Source organism: Dongia sp. agr-C8 (assembly GCF_054658695.1).
In genome coordinates, this window is the sequence record NZ_BAAGHZ010000002.1 from 1,039,819 (window position 1) to 1,055,653 (window position 15,835).

18 protein-coding genes are annotated in these 15,835 nt (G+C 66.2%); 8 read left to right on the forward strand and 10 right to left on the reverse strand.

Annotated elements, in window-relative coordinates:
* Positions 1–35: 35 nt before the first annotated feature.
* Genes ACYQ4T_RS12515 through ACYQ4T_RS12530 form a run of 4 tightly spaced genes read right to left on the reverse strand, consistent with a single transcriptional unit; the run spans position 36 to position 3,248 of the window.
* Positions 36–401 (reverse strand): AraC family ligand binding domain-containing protein, encoded by a 366-nt coding sequence (locus ACYQ4T_RS12515; RefSeq protein ID WP_459854412.1) that lies wholly within the window; start codon positions 399–401, stop codon positions 36–38.
* A gap of 25 nt (positions 402–426) precedes the next feature.
* Positions 427–1,851, reverse strand: a complete 1,425-nt coding sequence (locus ACYQ4T_RS12520) for an NAD(P)/FAD-dependent oxidoreductase (protein WP_459854415.1) — start codon at positions 1,849–1,851, stop codon at positions 427–429.
* Positions 1,852–1,857: 6 nt separating this feature from the next.
* Positions 1,858–2,277: an acyl-CoA thioesterase gene (locus ACYQ4T_RS12525; RefSeq protein WP_459854417.1), complete on the reverse strand. Its 420-nt coding sequence runs from the start codon at positions 2,275–2,277 to the stop codon at positions 1,858–1,860.
* A gap of 2 nt (positions 2,278–2,279) precedes the next feature.
* Positions 2,280–3,248 carry a beta-keto acid cleavage family enzyme gene (locus ACYQ4T_RS12530; RefSeq protein ID WP_459854420.1) on the reverse strand — a complete coding sequence of 323 codons (969 nt, stop codon included), beginning with the start codon at positions 3,246–3,248 and terminating at the stop codon, positions 2,280–2,282.
* Positions 3,249–3,420: 172 nt separating this feature from the next.
* Between ACYQ4T_RS12530 and ACYQ4T_RS12535 the strand changes: the two genes are divergently transcribed.
* Entirely contained in the window at positions 3,421–4,800 is a 1,380-nt protein-coding gene (locus tag ACYQ4T_RS12535; protein WP_459854422.1) for an aspartate aminotransferase family protein, read from the forward strand.
* Between the two features lie 42 nt (positions 4,801–4,842).
* Here the strand turns inward: ACYQ4T_RS12535 and ACYQ4T_RS12540 are convergent, their stop codons facing one another.
* Both ACYQ4T_RS12540 and ACYQ4T_RS12545 read right to left on the reverse strand, forming a co-directional pair.
* Positions 4,843–5,520, reverse strand: coding sequence for an amino acid ABC transporter permease (locus ACYQ4T_RS12540; RefSeq protein ID WP_459854424.1), 678 nt, complete (start codon positions 5,518–5,520; stop codon positions 4,843–4,845).
* Positions 5,521–5,623: 103 nt separating this feature from the next.
* The gene (locus ACYQ4T_RS12545) at positions 5,624–6,424 is read right to left on the reverse strand and encodes a substrate-binding periplasmic protein (protein WP_459854427.1); all 801 of its coding nucleotides are present in this window, start codon (positions 6,422–6,424) and stop codon (positions 5,624–5,626) included.
* A gap of 390 nt (positions 6,425–6,814) precedes the next feature.
* Here ACYQ4T_RS12545 and ACYQ4T_RS12550 point away from each other — a divergent pair, with 390 nt between their 5' ends.
* The 4 genes from ACYQ4T_RS12550 to ACYQ4T_RS12565 all read left to right on the forward strand — a co-directional run bounded on the left by ACYQ4T_RS12550 (position 6,815) and on the right by ACYQ4T_RS12565 (position 9,964).
* The gene (locus ACYQ4T_RS12550) at positions 6,815–7,507 is read left to right on the forward strand and encodes a GntR family transcriptional regulator (protein ID WP_459854429.1); all 693 of its coding nucleotides are present in this window, start codon (positions 6,815–6,817) and stop codon (positions 7,505–7,507) included.
* 153 nt (positions 7,508–7,660) lie between these two features.
* Positions 7,661–8,488 (forward strand): sulfotransferase domain-containing protein, encoded by an 828-nt coding sequence (locus ACYQ4T_RS12555; protein ID WP_459854432.1) that lies wholly within the window; start codon positions 7,661–7,663, stop codon positions 8,486–8,488.
* A gap of 104 nt (positions 8,489–8,592) precedes the next feature.
* Positions 8,593–9,423, forward strand: coding sequence for an alpha/beta fold hydrolase (locus tag ACYQ4T_RS12560; protein WP_459854434.1), 831 nt, complete (start codon positions 8,593–8,595; stop codon positions 9,421–9,423).
* 94 nt (positions 9,424–9,517) lie between these two features.
* Entirely contained in the window at positions 9,518–9,964 is a 447-nt protein-coding gene (locus tag ACYQ4T_RS12565) for a YqaA family protein (RefSeq protein WP_459854437.1), read from the forward strand.
* Here ACYQ4T_RS12565 and ACYQ4T_RS12570 read toward each other — a convergent pair.
* Positions 9,957–11,285, reverse strand: a complete 1,329-nt coding sequence (locus ACYQ4T_RS12570; protein ID WP_459854440.1) for an LLM class flavin-dependent oxidoreductase — start codon at positions 11,283–11,285, stop codon at positions 9,957–9,959. The two genes, ACYQ4T_RS12565 and ACYQ4T_RS12570, sit on opposite strands and share 8 nt — an antisense overlap.
* A 79-nt stretch (positions 11,286–11,364) precedes the next feature.
* Here ACYQ4T_RS12570 and ACYQ4T_RS12575 point away from each other — a divergent pair, with 79 nt between their 5' ends.
* The 3 genes from ACYQ4T_RS12575 (at position 11,365) to ACYQ4T_RS12585 (ending at position 12,456) form a co-directional block, all read left to right on the forward strand.
* Positions 11,365–11,823, forward strand: coding sequence for a cupin domain-containing protein (locus ACYQ4T_RS12575; protein WP_459854442.1), 459 nt, complete (start codon positions 11,365–11,367; stop codon positions 11,821–11,823).
* 85 nt (positions 11,824–11,908) lie between these two features.
* Complete coding sequence (locus ACYQ4T_RS12580; protein ID WP_459854444.1) at positions 11,909–12,091, forward strand: hypothetical protein; 183 nt, start codon at positions 11,909–11,911, stop codon at positions 12,089–12,091.
* A gap of 188 nt (positions 12,092–12,279) precedes the next feature.
* On the forward strand, positions 12,280–12,456 hold the full coding sequence (locus tag ACYQ4T_RS12585; protein ID WP_459854446.1) for a hypothetical protein: 177 nt from the start codon (positions 12,280–12,282) through the stop codon (positions 12,454–12,456).
* On the opposite strand, the gene ACYQ4T_RS12590 is transcribed toward ACYQ4T_RS12585, so the two are convergent.
* From ACYQ4T_RS12590 to ACYQ4T_RS12600, 3 genes are all read right to left on the reverse strand, one after another.
* Positions 12,453–13,817 carry a C69 family dipeptidase gene (locus tag ACYQ4T_RS12590; RefSeq protein ID WP_459854448.1) on the reverse strand — a complete coding sequence of 455 codons (1,365 nt, stop codon included), beginning with the start codon at positions 13,815–13,817 and terminating at the stop codon, positions 12,453–12,455. The two genes, ACYQ4T_RS12585 and ACYQ4T_RS12590, sit on opposite strands and share 4 nt — an antisense overlap.
* Positions 13,818–13,975: 158 nt before the next feature.
* On the reverse strand, positions 13,976–14,455 hold the full coding sequence (locus ACYQ4T_RS12595) for a VOC family protein (protein WP_459854450.1): 480 nt from the start codon (positions 14,453–14,455) through the stop codon (positions 13,976–13,978).
* 180 nt (positions 14,456–14,635) lie between these two features.
* Positions 14,636–15,832, reverse strand: coding sequence for a L,D-transpeptidase family protein (locus ACYQ4T_RS12600; protein ID WP_459854453.1), 1,197 nt, complete (start codon positions 15,830–15,832; stop codon positions 14,636–14,638).
* Between the last annotated feature and the right edge of the window lie 3 nt (positions 15,833–15,835).

The following is a 15,835-nucleotide window of genomic DNA, read 5'->3' on the forward strand; positions in this document are numbered from 1 at the left end:
CTTCCGATCCGACCTTCAGGCCGGAGGCTGAAGTCTCACGGTTCTTCCATGCCGTGGCGCTTGGCCCAGTCGAAGGGGTAGAGCGCGTAGAAATAGGCGCAACGGCGGCCGGTCATGTCGTAGTCCAAGGTGCAACCCTCCGGCAGCCAGACGATGTCGCCGACATGGCATTCCATCTCGCCCTGGTCGGTGCGGACGATCATGCTGCCTTCGTGGATGAACAGGATCTCGTCGTAGAGCGTGGTCCAGTGGACCTTGATATTCTCGGCGATCTCGAGGCCGCCGCCCATGTGTTGCGAGATCTTGCCGTTGATCACCCGGGCGATCGTGGTCTCGCCGCCGGGCGCCTTGCACGGGATGAACGGCAATTCGTTGCGCTTGAAATGAATGGCATTCGGCATCGTGCCCTCCTGCTGGGTGGTTTCTTTACTTGCTGACGCGTGACGTGGTGATGCCGCCGGGCGCGAGGCCCGCGAGCGCGCGCACGATCGGCCCCGGCGGCTGGTCGAGATGGTCGAGCCGGTCCTTGCGCGCGATCGCCGCCCGCACCATGTGCGCGCCGATGTAGCGGATCGGCTCCGGCGGCAGCCAGCGCTCCGCCGGCCGCACCAGGCCACAGCCCGACCATTCGTCCTTGAGGTCGAGGGCGAGCGAGGCGAGGATCCGCCCGGCGATCGGCGTGGTCGCGACGCCGTTCCCGGAGAAGCCGTAGCCGTAGAAGATATGCGGATGGTTGGGCAGCGCGCCGAACAGCGGCAGGCCGCTGCGCGTGCGGTCGATCGGGCCGAACCAGCTGTCGGCGAAGGGCACCTTGGCCAGCTCCGGATAGCCGCGCTCGACGCAGGCGCGGATCACGTCCTCGCGTGGGCTACGGCCTTCCCAGCGCCCGCCGTTCAAGCCGCCGAAGCCGATCACCCCGCCGGTCACGCCGGGATTGAAGCGGTGATCGCGCGTGGTGCGGAAACCGGTGACGAAGAGCTGGGAGTCGCCCATCAGCGGCTTCTCCTTGTAGCCGAGCTTCTCCAGCAGATCGGGGATGGGCTCGGTGACGGCGTCCTCGCTGGCGATCACCAGGATCGCCGAGCGGAGCTCCGGGATCGAGGTCGACCATGCGTTCATGGTGAGCACGACGCGCTCGGCGGTGATCGATCCGTTCGCCGTGTGCACGACCGCGGGCCGGCCGCGCTCCAGCCGGGTCATCGCCGAATTCTCATAGACGCGGACGCCGCGTTTCAGCACCACCTTGCGTAGGCCACGCGCCAGCTTGCCGGGATGGATGGTGGCGGCGGTCGCATCGTGGATGCCGGCCAGGAACGCCTTCGTGCCGGTCATCGCGGTGATCTCGGCCGCGGTCACCTCGCGGAACGGCGTCAGGCCGTGCTGCGCCAGCGCGGCGAGGATGCCGCGCCAGGAGCCGACATGACGGCGGCAGGTGGCCCCCCAGATCCAGCCGTCGCGGCGGAACTCGATGTCGATGCCTTCGGTGCGGAAGAAGGCGTCGAGTTCGGTCGCGGAATTGCCGAAGACATGGCCGAGCCGGATCGCGTCCTGGGTGCCGCAGAAGGCCTGCAAGGCGGCGAACTTGGCCCATTGCGAGAGCACCATGCCGGAATTGCGGCCGCTGGCGCCGCCGCCCAGCACATCGGCCTCGACGATGGCGATGTCCAGTTCCGGCTTGCGCTGCTTCAGCTCCAGCGCGGTCCACATCCCCGCCATGCCGCCGCCAACGATGCAGACATCGGCGCGCTCAGCGCCTGCCAGCGCCGGCGCGTCCTGCTCGCCGGGCTGGATGGCTTCGCGCAGCCAGGGCCCGCGACCGGCGATCCGGGTCTCGCCCATATCAGCTCTCACCCATTTTCAGCTCTCCAGGCCCAGCGCCTTGCCGCGCCGGCGGATCTCGTCGGTCAGCGGCGCCGCGGCGCGGGCATTGAGGTCGAACAGCACCGTGGTCTGCAGGCTGGTGCCGTGCAATTCCCCGGTCTCGGCGTTGCACAGCTCGTGCAGGTATTCGGCGGATTTGTTGCCGAGCCGCTTCAGCGTGGTGCGCACCACGAGGAGCGCGCCGGCGCGGACCTCGTGCTTGTATTCGATGACCTGCTTCACATCGGCCCAGCCGAGGCCCTTCTCCTTCAGCTCGTTGTAGGGAGCGAGCATCGACAGGAAGTGGAACGCGGCGCCGTCATAGAGCGCCGCATAGAACTGCGTGTTCATATGCCCCATGGAATCGCAGTTCCAGGGATAGGCGACCCCGCGATAGGTCTCGACCGGATTTGCCATGGCTAGAAGCCGACCTGGTCGCCGCCCTTGAGCTGCAGCATGGCGCGGGCCTCGGCCGGGGTGGCGATCTGCAGCGAGAGATTCTCCAGGATGCCGCGGATCTTGGTCACCTGCTCGGCATTGCTCTTGGCGAGCTGGCCGGGGCCGAGATAGATGCTGTCCTCCATGCCGACCCGGACATTGCCGCCCATGGTGGCGCCGATGGTGGCGAGATTGATCTGGTGCCGGCCGGCCGCCAGGATCGACCACTGGTAATCGCTGCCGAACAGCCGATCGGCGGTGCGGCGCATATGCATCAGGTCTTCGGGATGCGGGCCGATGCCGCCCAGCACGCCGAAGATGGTCTGCACGAAGAGCGGCGGCGTCAGCAGCTTGCGATCGACGAAATGCGCCAGGGTGTAGAGATGGCCGATGTCATAGCACTCGCATTCGAAGCGGGTGCCGCAACCGTCGCCCAGCTCCTTCACGAAACGCTCGATCTGGGCGAAGCTGTTGCTGACCACGTTCTCCTTGGTCCGCTCCACATAGGCCTTCTCCCAGGGGTATTTCCAATCGGTGATCTTGTCGGTCACGTGGAAGATGCCGAAATTCATCGAGCCCATGTTGAGCGAGCAGAGCTCCGGCTTGGCGCGCAAGGGTGCCGCCAGCCGGTCTTCCATGCTCATGCCGAGCGAACCGCCGGTGGTGATGTTGATGACCGCGTCGCAGTTCTGCTTGATGCGCGGCAGGAACTGCATGAAGACCTTCGGGTCCGGCGTCGGGCTGCCGTCCTCCGGGTTGCGCGCGTGCAGGTGGATGACCGCCGCACCCGCCTCGGCGGCGGCGATCGAATCCGCGGCGATCTGGTCGGGCGTGATCGGCAGATAGGGCGACATGGTGGGCGTGTGCACCGAGCCGGTGACCGCGCAGGTGATGATGACCTTGCGGCCGGACTTGCCCTTCGGTTTCGCTTCAGCCGTTGCCGTGCTCATGCCGGATACACTCCCCATTCTTGACACTGTCGTTGGGCCAATATTAGCATCACAGGATCTGTGATCACAAGATATCAGGGCATGGGCGCGGGATCGGCTCCAGGAAATCCGCGAGCCGCGGCAGCCTTCGGGTATGATCCGGGCCGCACCGAAGACGAAGGGAAGAACCACCATGAGCAGCCTGCGTGCCGATACCGCCAAGACCGGGCGTCAGACCAACCAGCATCTGGAATCGGCGGTCGCCGAGGCGGAGCAGCGCTACATCGCCGCCAATCCCGGCAGTGCCCGGCTGAACCAGGGCGCGCGGGCGACGATGCCGGGCGGCAATACCCGCACCACCCTGCATTACGGCCCCTTCCCGCTCGCGATCCGCTCCGCCCAGGGTTCCAAGGTCATCGACGTGGACGGCCACAGCTATGTGGACTTCATCAACGAGCATACCGCCGGCGTCTTCGGCCATACCGAGCCGGTGATCCAGGCGGCGCTGAAACAGGCGATCGACGACGGCATCACCCTCGGCGCGCCGAACATCTATGAGCATGACCTGGCCGCGGCGATCCTCGCCCGCTTCCCCTCGATGGCGCGGCTGCGCTTCTGCAATTCCGGCACCGAGGCCAACCTGCTGGCGCTCGGCACCGCCCGCGCGGTCACCGGCAAGCCCAACGTGCTGATCTTCGGCGGCGCCTATCACGGCAGCCTGCTCTATTTCAGCCATGGCCCCTCGCCGCTCAATGCGCCGATCCCGGTGATCGAATCCGTCTACAACGACGTCGAGCGCGCGGTCGGCGATATCGCGAAACACGCCTCGACCCTGGCGGCGGTGATCCTGGAGCCGATGCAGGGCGGCGCCGGCGCCATCTGCGGCACCCCGGAATTCCTGAAGGCGCTGCGCGATGCCTGCAGCAAGCACGGCGTGCTGCTGGTGTTCGACGAGGTGATGACCTCGCGCCTGGGGACGGGCGGGCTGCAGGGCAAGCACGGCATCACGCCCGACCTCACCACGCTCGGCAAGTATGTCGGCGGCGGCATGACGATCGGCGCCTTCGGCGGCCGCGGCGACATCATGGACCGCTTCGACCCCAGCCGGCCGGACGCCTTCCCGCATGGCGGCACCTTCAACAACAACGTGCTAGCGATGGCGGCGGGCCTCGCCGGCTTCACCAAGGTGCTCACCCCGGCGGCGCTCGAGCGGATGAACGGCCTCGGCGATTCCTTGCGCGACCGGGCCAACGCGCTGGCCGCCAAGCATGGCCTGCCGGTACAGACCACCGGCGCCGGCTCGATCTTCGCCATCCATTTCCACGATGGCCCGATCCGCAACAGCCAGGACCTCGACGACGGCGAGAAGGGTCGCGAGCGCGACATCGCCGCGCTGAAGAAGCTCTACCAGCTCGACATGTTCGAGCGCGGCCTCTATGTGACGCGCCGGATCCTCGGCAACCTCTCGCTGGTCAGCAGCCAGGCCGACGTCGACCTGCTGATCGACGCCCTGGACGAGTTCCTGGTCAACCGCGGCACCCTGATCCGACAAGTGATGGGATCCGACAAGTGATGGGATCCGCCAAGTGATGGGATCGGCCAGGTGATGGGCTGATCAGCCGGCCTTCTTCCGGAGATAGGCCGGCCGCAGCCAATTCTCGACATGCTTCACGGCGCGCGCCGCCGTGAAGCTCAGGACGAAATAGATCATACCGATCAGGAAATAGGTTTCCTCGCTGCGGAAGGTCTCGCTGATCACGTATTTGCCCTGGCGCAGCAGCTCCTCAACACCGATGAAAGAGACCAGCGCGCAGTCCTTCAGCACCGAGATGAAATAGCCGCCGACGGTCGGGATGGCGATCGCCATGGCCTGCGGCAGGATCACCTTCCAGTAGACCGCGAATCGGCTCATCCCCAGCGCCATGCCGGCCTGGTACTGGCCGGGATCGATCGCCTCGATCGCGGCGCGGAACACCTCGCTGAGGTAGGCGCCGATCACCACCGAGAGGCCCACCACCGCGGCCCAGAATTCCGGCAGGCTGATGCCGTAGCGCGGCAGCGAGAAATAGACGAAGAGCAGGATCACGATCAGCGGCACGTCGCGGCAAATCTCGACATAGACCCGCACGAACCATTTGGCGAAGCGGCTCTTGGTCTGGGTCACGATCGCGCAACAGATGCCGATCGCGATGCTGACCGCCATGCTGCAGAAGGTGAGCTCGAGCGTGACCGGCACGCCTTTCAACAGGCGCGGCAGATAGCGCGGCACGAACTCGGTGAAGAACTCCCACATGCAAGCCCCCTCGTGTGATCAGCTCTGTCCGGCGAATCCCCCTCGCCGAAAGAAAAAGCCCGCCGACCGGGGTCGGCGGGCCACGCGACAGACTACACGAAGGTCAGCTGCCCATCATCGACTTGCGGGACAGCGACTCGTCCCAGAGGCCGTAGCTCTCCAGGATCTTCTGGCGCTCGCCGGCCTCGTCCATCTTGTCCCAGGCAGCGTTGATGGCGGCGAGCAATGCGGTGTCTTCCTTGCGGACGCCGACGCCGGCGCCACCGAACTTGTAGCCGGCCGCCGCCTGCTTGTCCTTCCATTCCGGCTTCGGCTCGAGCGCCATCGGCTCGCCGATCGCCCGGATGTTCGGGGTCACCTTCTTCTGCTCGCCGAGGCTGGTGAAATCTGCGACCACCGCATCGACCTGCTTGTTCTGCAGGGCCATGAACGGCGCCGCGAAGTCGTCGAACGACTTCACCGAGCCGCCCCAGCCCATCGAGACCAGCTTGTTGGCCTGCATCTCCTCGACCGTGCCGACCGTGGTGCCGATGATCTTGCCGGCGAGGTCCTCGGGTTTCTGGTAGGGCGAATCCTCGAGCACCGCGATGCGATCGCTCTCGAAGTAGTAGGGGCGCGAGAACTCGATGCCGGAGCCCTGGCGGCGCTCCTCGGTGACCGTCATGCCCGAAAAGATGATGTCGAAGCGCTTGGCCTTGAGGCCCGGGATCAGCGCGTCCCACTCGACCGGCACGTATTCGAACTTCGAGATGCCGAGATGCGGCAGCATCTTCTGCAGCATCTCGTATTCCATGCCGCCGTAGCTGCCGTCCTCGTTCTGCCAGACCCAGGGCTTGAGGCCCATGACGCCGACCCCGACCTTGATCGTGCCGGCCTTCTTGATGTCATCGAGCGTGTCGGCCATGACGATCCTGGGCGCCAACGCCCCCAGGGCAACCGTCGCGCTCAGGCCGATGCTCGTGCGAAGTAACGTTCGACGCGAAACCGTCTTCAACATGGTCTGCTCCCTGTTTTGTCCGCCGCCCCACGCGACGGCTGCTTATTGCGCTTCGAGGGGATTCACCCGCGTTCTGCCCCGCCCAGCCGGACCGGCGCCCTTCGGGCGCTCACTTGTGACTTGTGATCACGGCTGATGTAATGCTAAGAAACTTATACCGCGACTGTCAAGCCGACGAGACCCGGAATCGGTCCTCGTGTAGGATCGGGCGGCAATCCTTCGTGCGCGATTCGGGCTGGCTTCCGGCCGAGTCCCGGCGGTATCAGTTCACCAGTTTTGACGGCCCAGCCGACGATCATGGCATTAGCAGCAGCCCAGACCCAGCAGCGTCCCGCCTTCGGCCTCGCCAAGCTCGAGCGCGAGACCCTGCATGAACGCGCCTATGAGGAAGTGAAGAAGGCGATCATGGGCGGGGCGATCGCGCCCGGCGAGCCGATGACGATCCGCGCGCTGGCCAAGGCGCTCGGCACCAGCGTGATGCCGGTGCGCGAGGCCTTGCGCCGGCTGGTCGCGGAGCGCGCGCTGGAGCTGCTGCCGAACCGCTCGGTCTCGCTGCCGGTAATGACGGCCGAGAAATTCGACGAGATCGTGCGGATCCGGCTGGCCCTCGAGGGCCTGATGGCGGAGACCGCGGCGAAGCACATCACGCCGGACGAGCTGAAGCGGATGTCGCGCCTCAACGACGAGATGATCGCCAAGCTGCGGCAAGGCTCGAAGAAATACCTGGCGCTGAACCAGGAGTTCCACTTCCAGCTCTATCTCGCGGCCCGCATGCCGCAGGCCATGTCGATCGTGGAGACGCTCTGGCTGCAGATCGGCCCGTTCCTCCATCACGTGACGACCGACTTCGGCAGGTCGGACTTCCTCGGCCATCACGAGGCCATGCTGAAGGCCTTGGCCAAGCGGGACGGCAACAAGGCGCGCGCCGCCATCGAGGCCGATATCAGCGAGGCGGCAGAGACCATCCTGTCGTCGCTGCGCGAAGCCTGATCGCGCCGCGCACCTGCACACGTTGTTAGTCAAGCAGGCAGCTGCAACCTAAATGGGTAGCCGAGACTGAGCAGCAACCTCTCGCTGCGAGCCCACCCATAATGTAAGGTGTCAGTTTGACAACGTGCAGAGGGCTGCCCTCCGGGAACGCCGATGATTTCCCGCAAGCGGGTGTTCGATAAGCTCGACAAGGCCCAGGGTAGATTCCTGGACCGCCTGCGGCCATGGGCCTTTCCCGGCCATGGCGTCACGCTGCCCCCGGTGCTGATGTTCGCGCTGCTGAAATCGGGCAGCGTTTACATTCAGCGTGCGTTGCGGCGGACCCTCGAGGTCGAGGTCCGGCACGTCGGCGGGATCGGCGCCAGCGGCAACTGGTTCTCCTATCCGGAGCTTTGCCGCTTCGCCCAGGGCAACGCCGTGTCGCGCGAGCACATGCCGCCCCGGCCGGAGTTCGTGAAGGTTCTCGCCGACTTCAACATCCGCCGCGCCGTGGTGCATGTGCGTGATCCCAGAGGCGCCATCCTCTCCTGGACCAAGCAGATGGAGCGGAATCTGCCGACGCGCGGGCTGAGCTACGTCGGCTTCTCCTGCGAGCAGGACGTGCCGGAGGCCTATCTGCAATGGAGCTTCGAGGAACGCCTGCGCTGGCAGATCGAGCACATGATGCCGCGCATGGTCGCCTGGATCGACGGCTGGCTCGAGATCGCCGATAGCAGCGACAAGGTCGAGTTCCTGGTCACCGATTATGCCGAACTGGCGCGCGACAGCCGGGCCTACATCCGCAAGCTCCTCGACTTCTATCAGATCCCCTATCGCGAGGACTGGCTGAGAATTCCGCGACGGGAAGTCGGCCGCAACAACATCCACTCGCCGATCCCCGATCCCACCGCGCGCCCGCCGCTGAGCCCGGAGATTTCGGCGCTGGCGAACGCCGCGCTGCCCTGCCGCCTGATCGACCGCTTCGGCTGGGCGCGCGCCTAGGCTGCGGACCTGCGCGGGGGCATACCAACGCATGACTTGGCCGGCGGCGAGCGTCATGCCATATGACGGTCCCCTGCCTTCATTCCCGCCCAGGAGACCGATTGATGCCGACGATCAAGACCAAGGACGGAACCGAGATCTTCTACAAGGACTGGGGCGCCAAGGACGCGCAGCCCATCGTCTTCCACCACGGCTGGCCGCTCTCCGCCGACGATTGGGACAACCAGATGATGTTCTTCCTGGAGAAGGGCTTCCGCGTCATCGCCCACGACCGGCGCGGCCACGGCCGCTCCAGCCAGACCGACACCGGCAATGAAATGGACACCTATGCCGCCGATGTCATCGCGCTGGCCGCGCATCTCGACCTCAAGAACGCGATCCATGTCGGGCATTCGACCGGCGGCGGCGAGGTGGTGCATTACGTGGCCCGCGCCGAGGCCGGCCGGGTGAAGAAGGCGGTCATCATCGGCGCGGTGCCGCCGGTCATGCTGAAGTCCGACAAGAATCCCGGCGGCCTGCCGCTCGAGGTGTTCGACGGCTTCCGCGCTGCGCTGATCGCCAACCGCGCCCAGTTCTTCCTCGAGATCCCGACCGGCCCGTTCTACGGCTTCAACCGGCCGGGCGCGAAGGTCTCCGAGGGTGCCATCCGCAACTGGTGGCGCCAGGGCATGATGGGCGGCGCCAAGGCGCATTACGATTGCATCAAGGCCTTCTCCGAGACCGACTTCACCGAGGACCTGAAGAAGATCGAGGTGCCGGTGCTGGTGATGCATGGCGACGACGACCAGATCGTCCCTTATGCGGATTCGGCGCCGCTTGCGGTGAAGCTGCTGAAGAAAGGCGAGCTCAAGACCTACAAGGGCTTCCCGCACGGCATGGCCACGACCCATGCGGACGTGATCAACGCCGACCTGCTTGCCTTCTTCAAGAGCTGATCTTTCCAGGACGGACGAATGTCCGCATGCGCGGACGGGGGCGCCGACGATAAGTTGATCGTCGGCGCCGCCTAATCGCGGTAGAACGTCGGCGATGGACGCCCTCACCGCCTATGCCGGCCTGTTCACCGCCGCTTTCCTCTCCGCCACGATTCTGCCCGGCTCCTCCGAGGTCGTGCTGGTGATGCTGGCGTTCGAGCGCAAGCTCGACGTCACCATGCTGCTGCTGGTCGCAACCGTCGCCAACACCCTGGGCAGCGTGGTCGGCTGGATCATGGGCCGCTGGTTCGCCGGACTTTCCGACCGCCGCTGGTTCCCCGCCTCGCCGGCGCAGATGGAACGCGCATCCCGCTGGTTCGGCCGCTATGGCGTCTGGGCGCTGGCACTCGCCTGGGTGCCGCTCATCGGCGACGCACTGACCATAGTCGCCGGCGTCCTCCGGGTGCATCTCGGGCTGTTCACCGCCCTGGTCGGACTGGGCAAGGCGCTGCGCTACGTGGCCGTGCTCTACGGCGCCGATATCCTGCACGCCTTCATTTGAAGAACCGGTTCTCCGGCCGCGGCAATCCGAGATTCTCGCGCAAGGTCTTGCCCTCGTATTCCTTGCGGAACAGGCCGCGGCGCTGCAACTCGGGGATCACGCGATCGACGAAATCGTCGAGGCCTTCGGGCACGTAGGGAAACATCACGTTGAAGCCATCGCAGGCGAGTGTCGAGAACCATTCCTCCATCTGGTCGGCGATGGTCGCCGGCGTGCCGACCAGCTCCAGCGCGCCATAGGAGCCGCCGACGATTTGCGCCAGTTGCCGCACGCTGAGGTTCTCCCGCGCCGCCAAGTCGACCAGCCGCTGGCGGCCGCTCTGGCTGGCATTGGTCGGCGGGATCTCCGGCAGCGGCCCGTCGAGATCGAAACCGGAGACATCGGTGCCGAGCGCCACCGAGAGCGAGGCGATGCCGCTGTCGGGATGGACCAGGCTATCGAGGTGTCGCTTCTTCGCGCGCGCCGCCTCCACCGTGTCGCCCACGAGGACGAAGACGCCGGGCAGGATCTTCATGTGATCGGGCGATCGGCCGAGCTTCGCCATGCGGCCCTTCACGTCGGCGTAGAACTTGCGCGCCTCGACGATGCTGGTCTGGCCGGTGAAGACCGCTTCCGCGGTCTCGGCGGCGATCTGGCGGCCGGCCTCCGAGGCGCCGGCCTGGACGATCACCGGCCAGCCCTGAATGGGGCGCGCAATGTTCAAGGGCCCCTTGACCTTGAAATGCTCACCCTTCCAGTTCAGCGTATGGAGCTTCTCCGGATCGAAATAGATGCCGCTCTCAACGTCGCGGATGAAGGCGTCGTCGGCCCAGGAGTCCCACAGGCCGGTCACCACGTCGAAGAACTCGCGGGCACGGGCGTAGCGCGCGTCGTGCTCGACATGCTCGTCGCGGCCGAAGTTCATCGCCTCATGCGGATTGCCCGAGGTGACCAGGTTCCAGCCCGCGCGGCCCCCGCTCAAGTGATCCAGCGAGGCGAAGCGCCGCGCCACGTGAAAGGGCTCGTTATAGGTCGTCGACGCCGTCGCGATCAGGCCCAGCCGCTCGGTGACGACGGCCAGCGCGGGGAGCAGCGTCAGCGGCTCGAAGGAGGTGACCGTGCCGCTGCGTTTCAGCGCCTGGATCGGCATATTGAGCAGGGCCTGGTGATCGGCCATGAAGAAGGCGTCGAACTTGCCGCGCTCCAGGGTCTGGGCGAAGCGCTTCAGGTGCTGGAAATTGAAGTTGGCGTCGGTATAAGCGCCGGGATAGCGCCAGGCGGCGGTGTGGATGGTCACCGGTCGCATGAAGGCGCCGAGCCGCATCTGCCTCGGTTCGGGCATGGGTCCTCACCTCGCAATTCACGGCCAGTTTGGCGTGAAGCGCGGCAGTTGTTAAGCTCGCTGAAAATGGGAGGCGACTATGACCGATCCGAAATGGAAGCATGACGGGGTCCGGGTCATTCCGGGCAACCAGCTGGACGGCAACACGGCGCAAACGCCCGGCATGGACCGCAAGGCCGCGATCAACACCGCGCGGGTGGGGGCGCAGAAGATCTGGGCCGGCACCGTGCATATCCATCCCAATGCCAAGACCGGCGCCCATCATCATGGGCCGCTCGAAAGCGTGATCTATGTGGTGCGCGGCAAGGCCCGGATGCGCTGGGGCGAGAGCCTGGAATTCACCGCCGAAGCCGGCCCGGGCGATTTCATCTACATCCCGCCCTTCGTGCCGCACCAGGAGATCAACGGCTCCCGAGACGAGGTGCTGGAATGCGTGCTGGTCCGAAGCGACGGCGAATCGGTGGTGGTCAATGTCGACATCGAGCCGGTCGAGCAGCCCGAGAACGTGAAATGGGTGGACCCGATTCATAAGGAGTAGATGACACTGCGCGAGCCGCGCGCGGAACCGAGGGCGCGATCGGCGGTTTTTCAGGAAGCGAGCCGAACGGTCCAAGGTGTCTGAAATGATCGCCAAATCAGCCCGCCTGATGGCGGCAACAGCGGCGCTGACCCTCGTCGCCGCTTGCACGGCCCCGGCCCCCGACTGCTCGGGCATGGTCGGCAACAGCAAGAAGCAGTGCGAGCATGACTCGACGACCACGCGCAGCCCCGACAATTCCAACAATCCCGACCAGGGTGGCAGCTAGCGCCGGCCCTAGAAGAGCCGCGGTCCTGCTGTTATCGGCACAGGGAAAGCACATAGGAATGTGCTGTTTGTGGCTCGGTGCCGCTTTAGTTTGCAAATAAGCAGTCGGGTGTGCGGCGGCGCACTAACCAGACCTTAGCCGATCCCCATCTAGGATCACAGAGGGGCGAAACCCCATGGAGACCCGAGATGCGCACCGACAACGTCGTTCAGATCGCCCCCGCGCTGGCGCGCCAACGCCGCGTGATGGGCGGTATCAGCCTGCTCACCTGGGCCAGCAATTTCCCGGATGGCATCGAAGACCTCTGGGCCGGCCCGTTCGTGCCGGCGGTTTCGGGCACCGTGGTCCGGCTTCTCGTCCACTAAGCTCCGACGCTGCGCGCGGTCGGCAGGCGCGCGGCATCGACCCGCGCCAGATAGTCGCCGCGGGGATCCGGTGAGCGCGGCGCGATCGCCGCGGCCGTGCAGGCCCGGGTCAAGTCCGCGATGATGCGGCCCGCCGCATCCAGGCGCTGCGCGACATTGCCGCTCAAAGCCCGTCGCGCATCGCCGCCTTCCCTAAGCGCCCGCACCGCGGCCAGCGTGTCCGCTTCCAGAACGCCGAGGATCGCCTTGGGCGCCGCGGCCAGTCGACCGTAATCCTGCTCGATCAGGCGCTGCATCTCCTCGACCCGCCACCAGGCATCGGGCGCGTTCGAGCCCGGCTGCTGCCAATCCTCCATGACCTCGCAATTCGCCCAGAACGGCACGAAGGTCGAAAGGCAGGGGGAACCCAGGGAGAGCCAGAGGCGATAGGGCGCTTCCGCATCGCCCGCACCCGGCAGTTCCGCCACCATGCTGGCCGCGGTCTCCGAGCCGTCTGGCGCGGTCGCATGCATGCAGATGAGGCTCTCGCCGTCGGGACCGGGCCGCCAGTCGTGCAGCACGTCGCCCGCATCGTGGCTGCGCAGCACCGCGAAGACGTCCTCGAGCGCAACCTTGCCTTGCCGCTCCAGCGCCGCGAGCCGCGCTTCGGCGCAGACCAGCCGCGCCTTGCAACCCGGCAGGAAGCCGACCGCGGTATCGGCATAAGCGGCGGCGAAATCGAACGGCGCATCTGCCTTCGGGTCGAACCATCCGGAGTCGATGGCGTGCTGGATGGCGCCGGAGGAGATCCGGTCGTAATCGGCGCCGATCGAATAGACGTTGGAGATCGCCGCCCAGTCGCGCACCCGCTTCGCGGCCCAATGCCGGCCCGCGGTCTCCAGGATCCAGGCATCGGCCGCATCGGCGATGATGAAGCTGTTGTGATAGGTGGTCCGCCGTGTCGCAGACGTGCTGCCCGACTGGCCGTATCGCTCGAGCAAAGCGGTGAGCACCGCAAGACCCTCGTCGGCCGTAGCCGCGCGCTCCAGGGCGAGGCGCAGCAGATCCATGCCGAGCAGGCCCGGCTCCAGCGAGCCCGGCACCCGCGACCACACGGCTTCGTTGCCGATCGCGAGACCGCGCTCGTTTACCCCATGCTCGAAGCCCCACATCCACCAGGGGCGCGAGCCCAGGACGGCATAGGTATGCGCGACCTGCGGCAGCTCGATATAGGTGCAGCGCAGGGTGCTGCCCGGCGCGTGATCGGCCGCTTCGCTCTTCGTCAGGTATTGCGCTTCATTGGGCTCGCGGTCGGAATTCTTGGCGAGGGTGGTGCGGCCGGACTGCGCCAGGCTGCCGCGGATCACGAAGGTGTCGCACATGGGCTCTACGGGTTCTCAAGCGAACGGATCGAAGGATGGGCACCGATCCTCCCATGACTCGCGGCCCTGACTCAATGGTGCCGGGCCCTTCCTTCCTGTCGCGTATTGCTCGGCACGCATCCCCTTGCCGGGTTCGCGCGAGGGCAAAGAAGCCTCGTTCAGCCGCGCCGCGCCGCCTCGATCTTGGCGACGTCGATCTTCTTCATGTGCATCATCGCGTCGAAGGCGCGCTTGGCCTCGGCGCCGCCGGCGGCCATCGCTTCCAGCAGCACGCGCGGGGTGATCTGCCAGTTGACGCCCCACTTGTCCTTGCACCAGCCGCAGGCACTTTCCCGCCCACCGTTGTCGACGATCGCGTTCCAGTAACGGTCGGTCTCCGCCTGGTCCTCGGTCGCGATCATGAAGGAGAAGGCTTCGGTCTGCTTGAAGTAGGAGCCGCCGTTGAGGCCAACGCAGGGAATGCCGCAGACTGTGAAATCGACCGTGATCACGTCGCCCGCCTTGCCGGAAGGATAGTCGCTCGGCGCCTTGTGGATGCCGTTGACGGCGCTGTTCGGAAAGGTCGCGGCGTAGAAACGGGCGGCCGCCTCGGCGTCCTTGTCGTACCAGACGCAGATCGTGTTCTTGGCGATGGGCATGTCTTCTTCCTCTCACATGGAATCCAGGTCTGAGCCGGCCTGATCGGCCCGGTATCAGAACGTCGAACGGGGGGCTGGAAAATCGACATCGCCCCGCCGGTTAAGCCGGATTTCTGTAAGATATTGAGATAATTATAAAAATCATAAACAGAGCGCCGGTCTGCGCCCGGGGACGTCCGGCTAGCCGCGGCACCCGCCGGGACGGGCGCCCAGCCCCGCAACCTGGGCGTCCGGCTCCACCGCGCTCATGGGCAGGCTCGACGGCGGGACGAAGTCCCGGTGATAGACGTCGTCGCGGAACTGGATCGTGCCCTCCTCCATCACCCAAGCGGTGTCATAGACGATGTGCAGGGGAATCGGCGCCCGCAGGACGACGTCCTGGTTAGCACCGCCGGCGATGGCCGATTCCACCCGCGCCTCCGGCCATTGCGGATCCGGCGCCAGCAGCGCACGCGCGAGGGCGGCGGCATCGGACACGCGGACACAGCCGTGGCTGAGGAAGCGATACGCCCTGGCGAACAGGCCCGGGGCCGAGGTGTCGTGAAGATAGACACTGTACGGGTTGTCGAACACGAACTTCACGGCGCCGAGCGGATTGCGCGGGCCGGGATCCTGGACCAGCCCGCTGCCGACGATGCGAATGCCCTGCTGCGCGAAATAGCCCGGGTCGGCCTCCTGCTTCGGCCAGACTTCTCCATCGGCGATGCTGGTCGGAATGCGCCAATAAGGGTGAAACTCGATGCGATCGATCACGCTGTCCAGCGTCGGCGTCGGCCAGCTCGGCTTGCCCACCACCGCCGGGCGTTCCAAGGCCGTATGGCCGTCGATCACCAGCCGATAGGTCGCGGCGGCGATGTTGACGGCGATGTAGCGCCAGCCCCAATCGCGGTTCTGGCGCTGCAGCCGGCCGAGGTTGGCGAGCATGGTGTCCAGCCGCTGCTGTACCGGTACGTTCAACGCCGCCAGGGTCTTCGGCCCGACAACGCCGTCCGTCTGCAACCCGTGGCGCGCCTGGAAGGCCTGCACGGCCTGCTCCAGCACCGGATCGAAATCGTCGCGCTGCAGCTCGGCAGCGGCAAGGTCGTCGGTCGCGGCCAAGCGGCTGCGCAGCGCCTCGACCCTGGGGCCGCTGTCGCCGCGAGCGAGCTTCGGACCGGAAGTCAGTGTCGGCCAGCCGCCCTTCGCCGCGAGATCGCGGTAGAGCGCAATCGCGCCCTTCAGCCGCCAGATGCCGGGATCGGCCGGCAGCGTATCGCCCGTGCCGCTGGTCGTGGGAAGCGCATTGGCGGCTTCGTGGATGTCCTGAGCTGTCGCCGGCGGCACCAGCATGAGGCATGCCAGCAGGAGCATCGTGATGGGAGATTGGCGCGGAAGCATCGG

Excerpts from the sequence above, each read along its gene's own strand:
- ACYQ4T_RS12570 (WP_459854440.1), bottom strand. The coding sequence starts at position 11,285 with ATGCCCGAACCGAGGCAGATGCGGCTCGGCGCCTTCATGCGACCGGTG.
- ACYQ4T_RS12600 (WP_459854453.1), bottom strand. The coding sequence starts at position 15,832 with ATGCTTCCGCGCCAATCTCCCATCACGATGCTCCTGCTGGCATGCCTC.
- ACYQ4T_RS12535 (WP_459854422.1), top strand. The coding sequence starts at position 3,421 with ATGAGCAGCCTGCGTGCCGATACCGCCAAGACCGGGCGTCAGACCAAC.
- ACYQ4T_RS12540 (WP_459854424.1), bottom strand. The coding sequence starts at position 5,520 with ATGTGGGAGTTCTTCACCGAGTTCGTGCCGCGCTATCTGCCGCGCCTG.
- ACYQ4T_RS12530 (WP_459854420.1), bottom strand. The coding sequence starts at position 3,248 with ATGAGCACGGCAACGGCTGAAGCGAAACCGAAGGGCAAGTCCGGCCGC.
- ACYQ4T_RS12550 (WP_459854429.1), top strand. The coding sequence starts at position 6,815 with ATGGCATTAGCAGCAGCCCAGACCCAGCAGCGTCCCGCCTTCGGCCTC.
- ACYQ4T_RS12560 (WP_459854434.1), top strand. The coding sequence starts at position 8,593 with ATGCCGACGATCAAGACCAAGGACGGAACCGAGATCTTCTACAAGGAC.
- ACYQ4T_RS12525 (WP_459854417.1), bottom strand. The coding sequence starts at position 2,277 with ATGGCAAATCCGGTCGAGACCTATCGCGGGGTCGCCTATCCCTGGAAC.
- ACYQ4T_RS12580 (WP_459854444.1), top strand. The coding sequence starts at position 11,909 with ATGATCGCCAAATCAGCCCGCCTGATGGCGGCAACAGCGGCGCTGACC.
- ACYQ4T_RS12590 (WP_459854448.1), bottom strand. The coding sequence starts at position 13,817 with ATGTGCGACACCTTCGTGATCCGCGGCAGCCTGGCGCAGTCCGGCCGC.
- ACYQ4T_RS12545 (WP_459854427.1), bottom strand. The coding sequence starts at position 6,424 with ATGGCCGACACGCTCGATGACATCAAGAAGGCCGGCACGATCAAGGTC.
- ACYQ4T_RS12575 (WP_459854442.1), top strand. The coding sequence starts at position 11,365 with ATGACCGATCCGAAATGGAAGCATGACGGGGTCCGGGTCATTCCGGGC.
- ACYQ4T_RS12515 (WP_459854412.1), bottom strand. The coding sequence starts at position 401 with ATGCCGAATGCCATTCATTTCAAGCGCAACGAATTGCCGTTCATCCCG.
- ACYQ4T_RS12555 (WP_459854432.1), top strand. The coding sequence starts at position 7,661 with ATGATTTCCCGCAAGCGGGTGTTCGATAAGCTCGACAAGGCCCAGGGT.
- ACYQ4T_RS12565 (WP_459854437.1), top strand. The coding sequence starts at position 9,518 with ATGGACGCCCTCACCGCCTATGCCGGCCTGTTCACCGCCGCTTTCCTC.
- ACYQ4T_RS12595 (WP_459854450.1), bottom strand. The coding sequence starts at position 14,455 with ATGCCCATCGCCAAGAACACGATCTGCGTCTGGTACGACAAGGACGCC.
- ACYQ4T_RS12585 (WP_459854446.1), top strand. The coding sequence starts at position 12,280 with ATGCGCACCGACAACGTCGTTCAGATCGCCCCCGCGCTGGCGCGCCAA.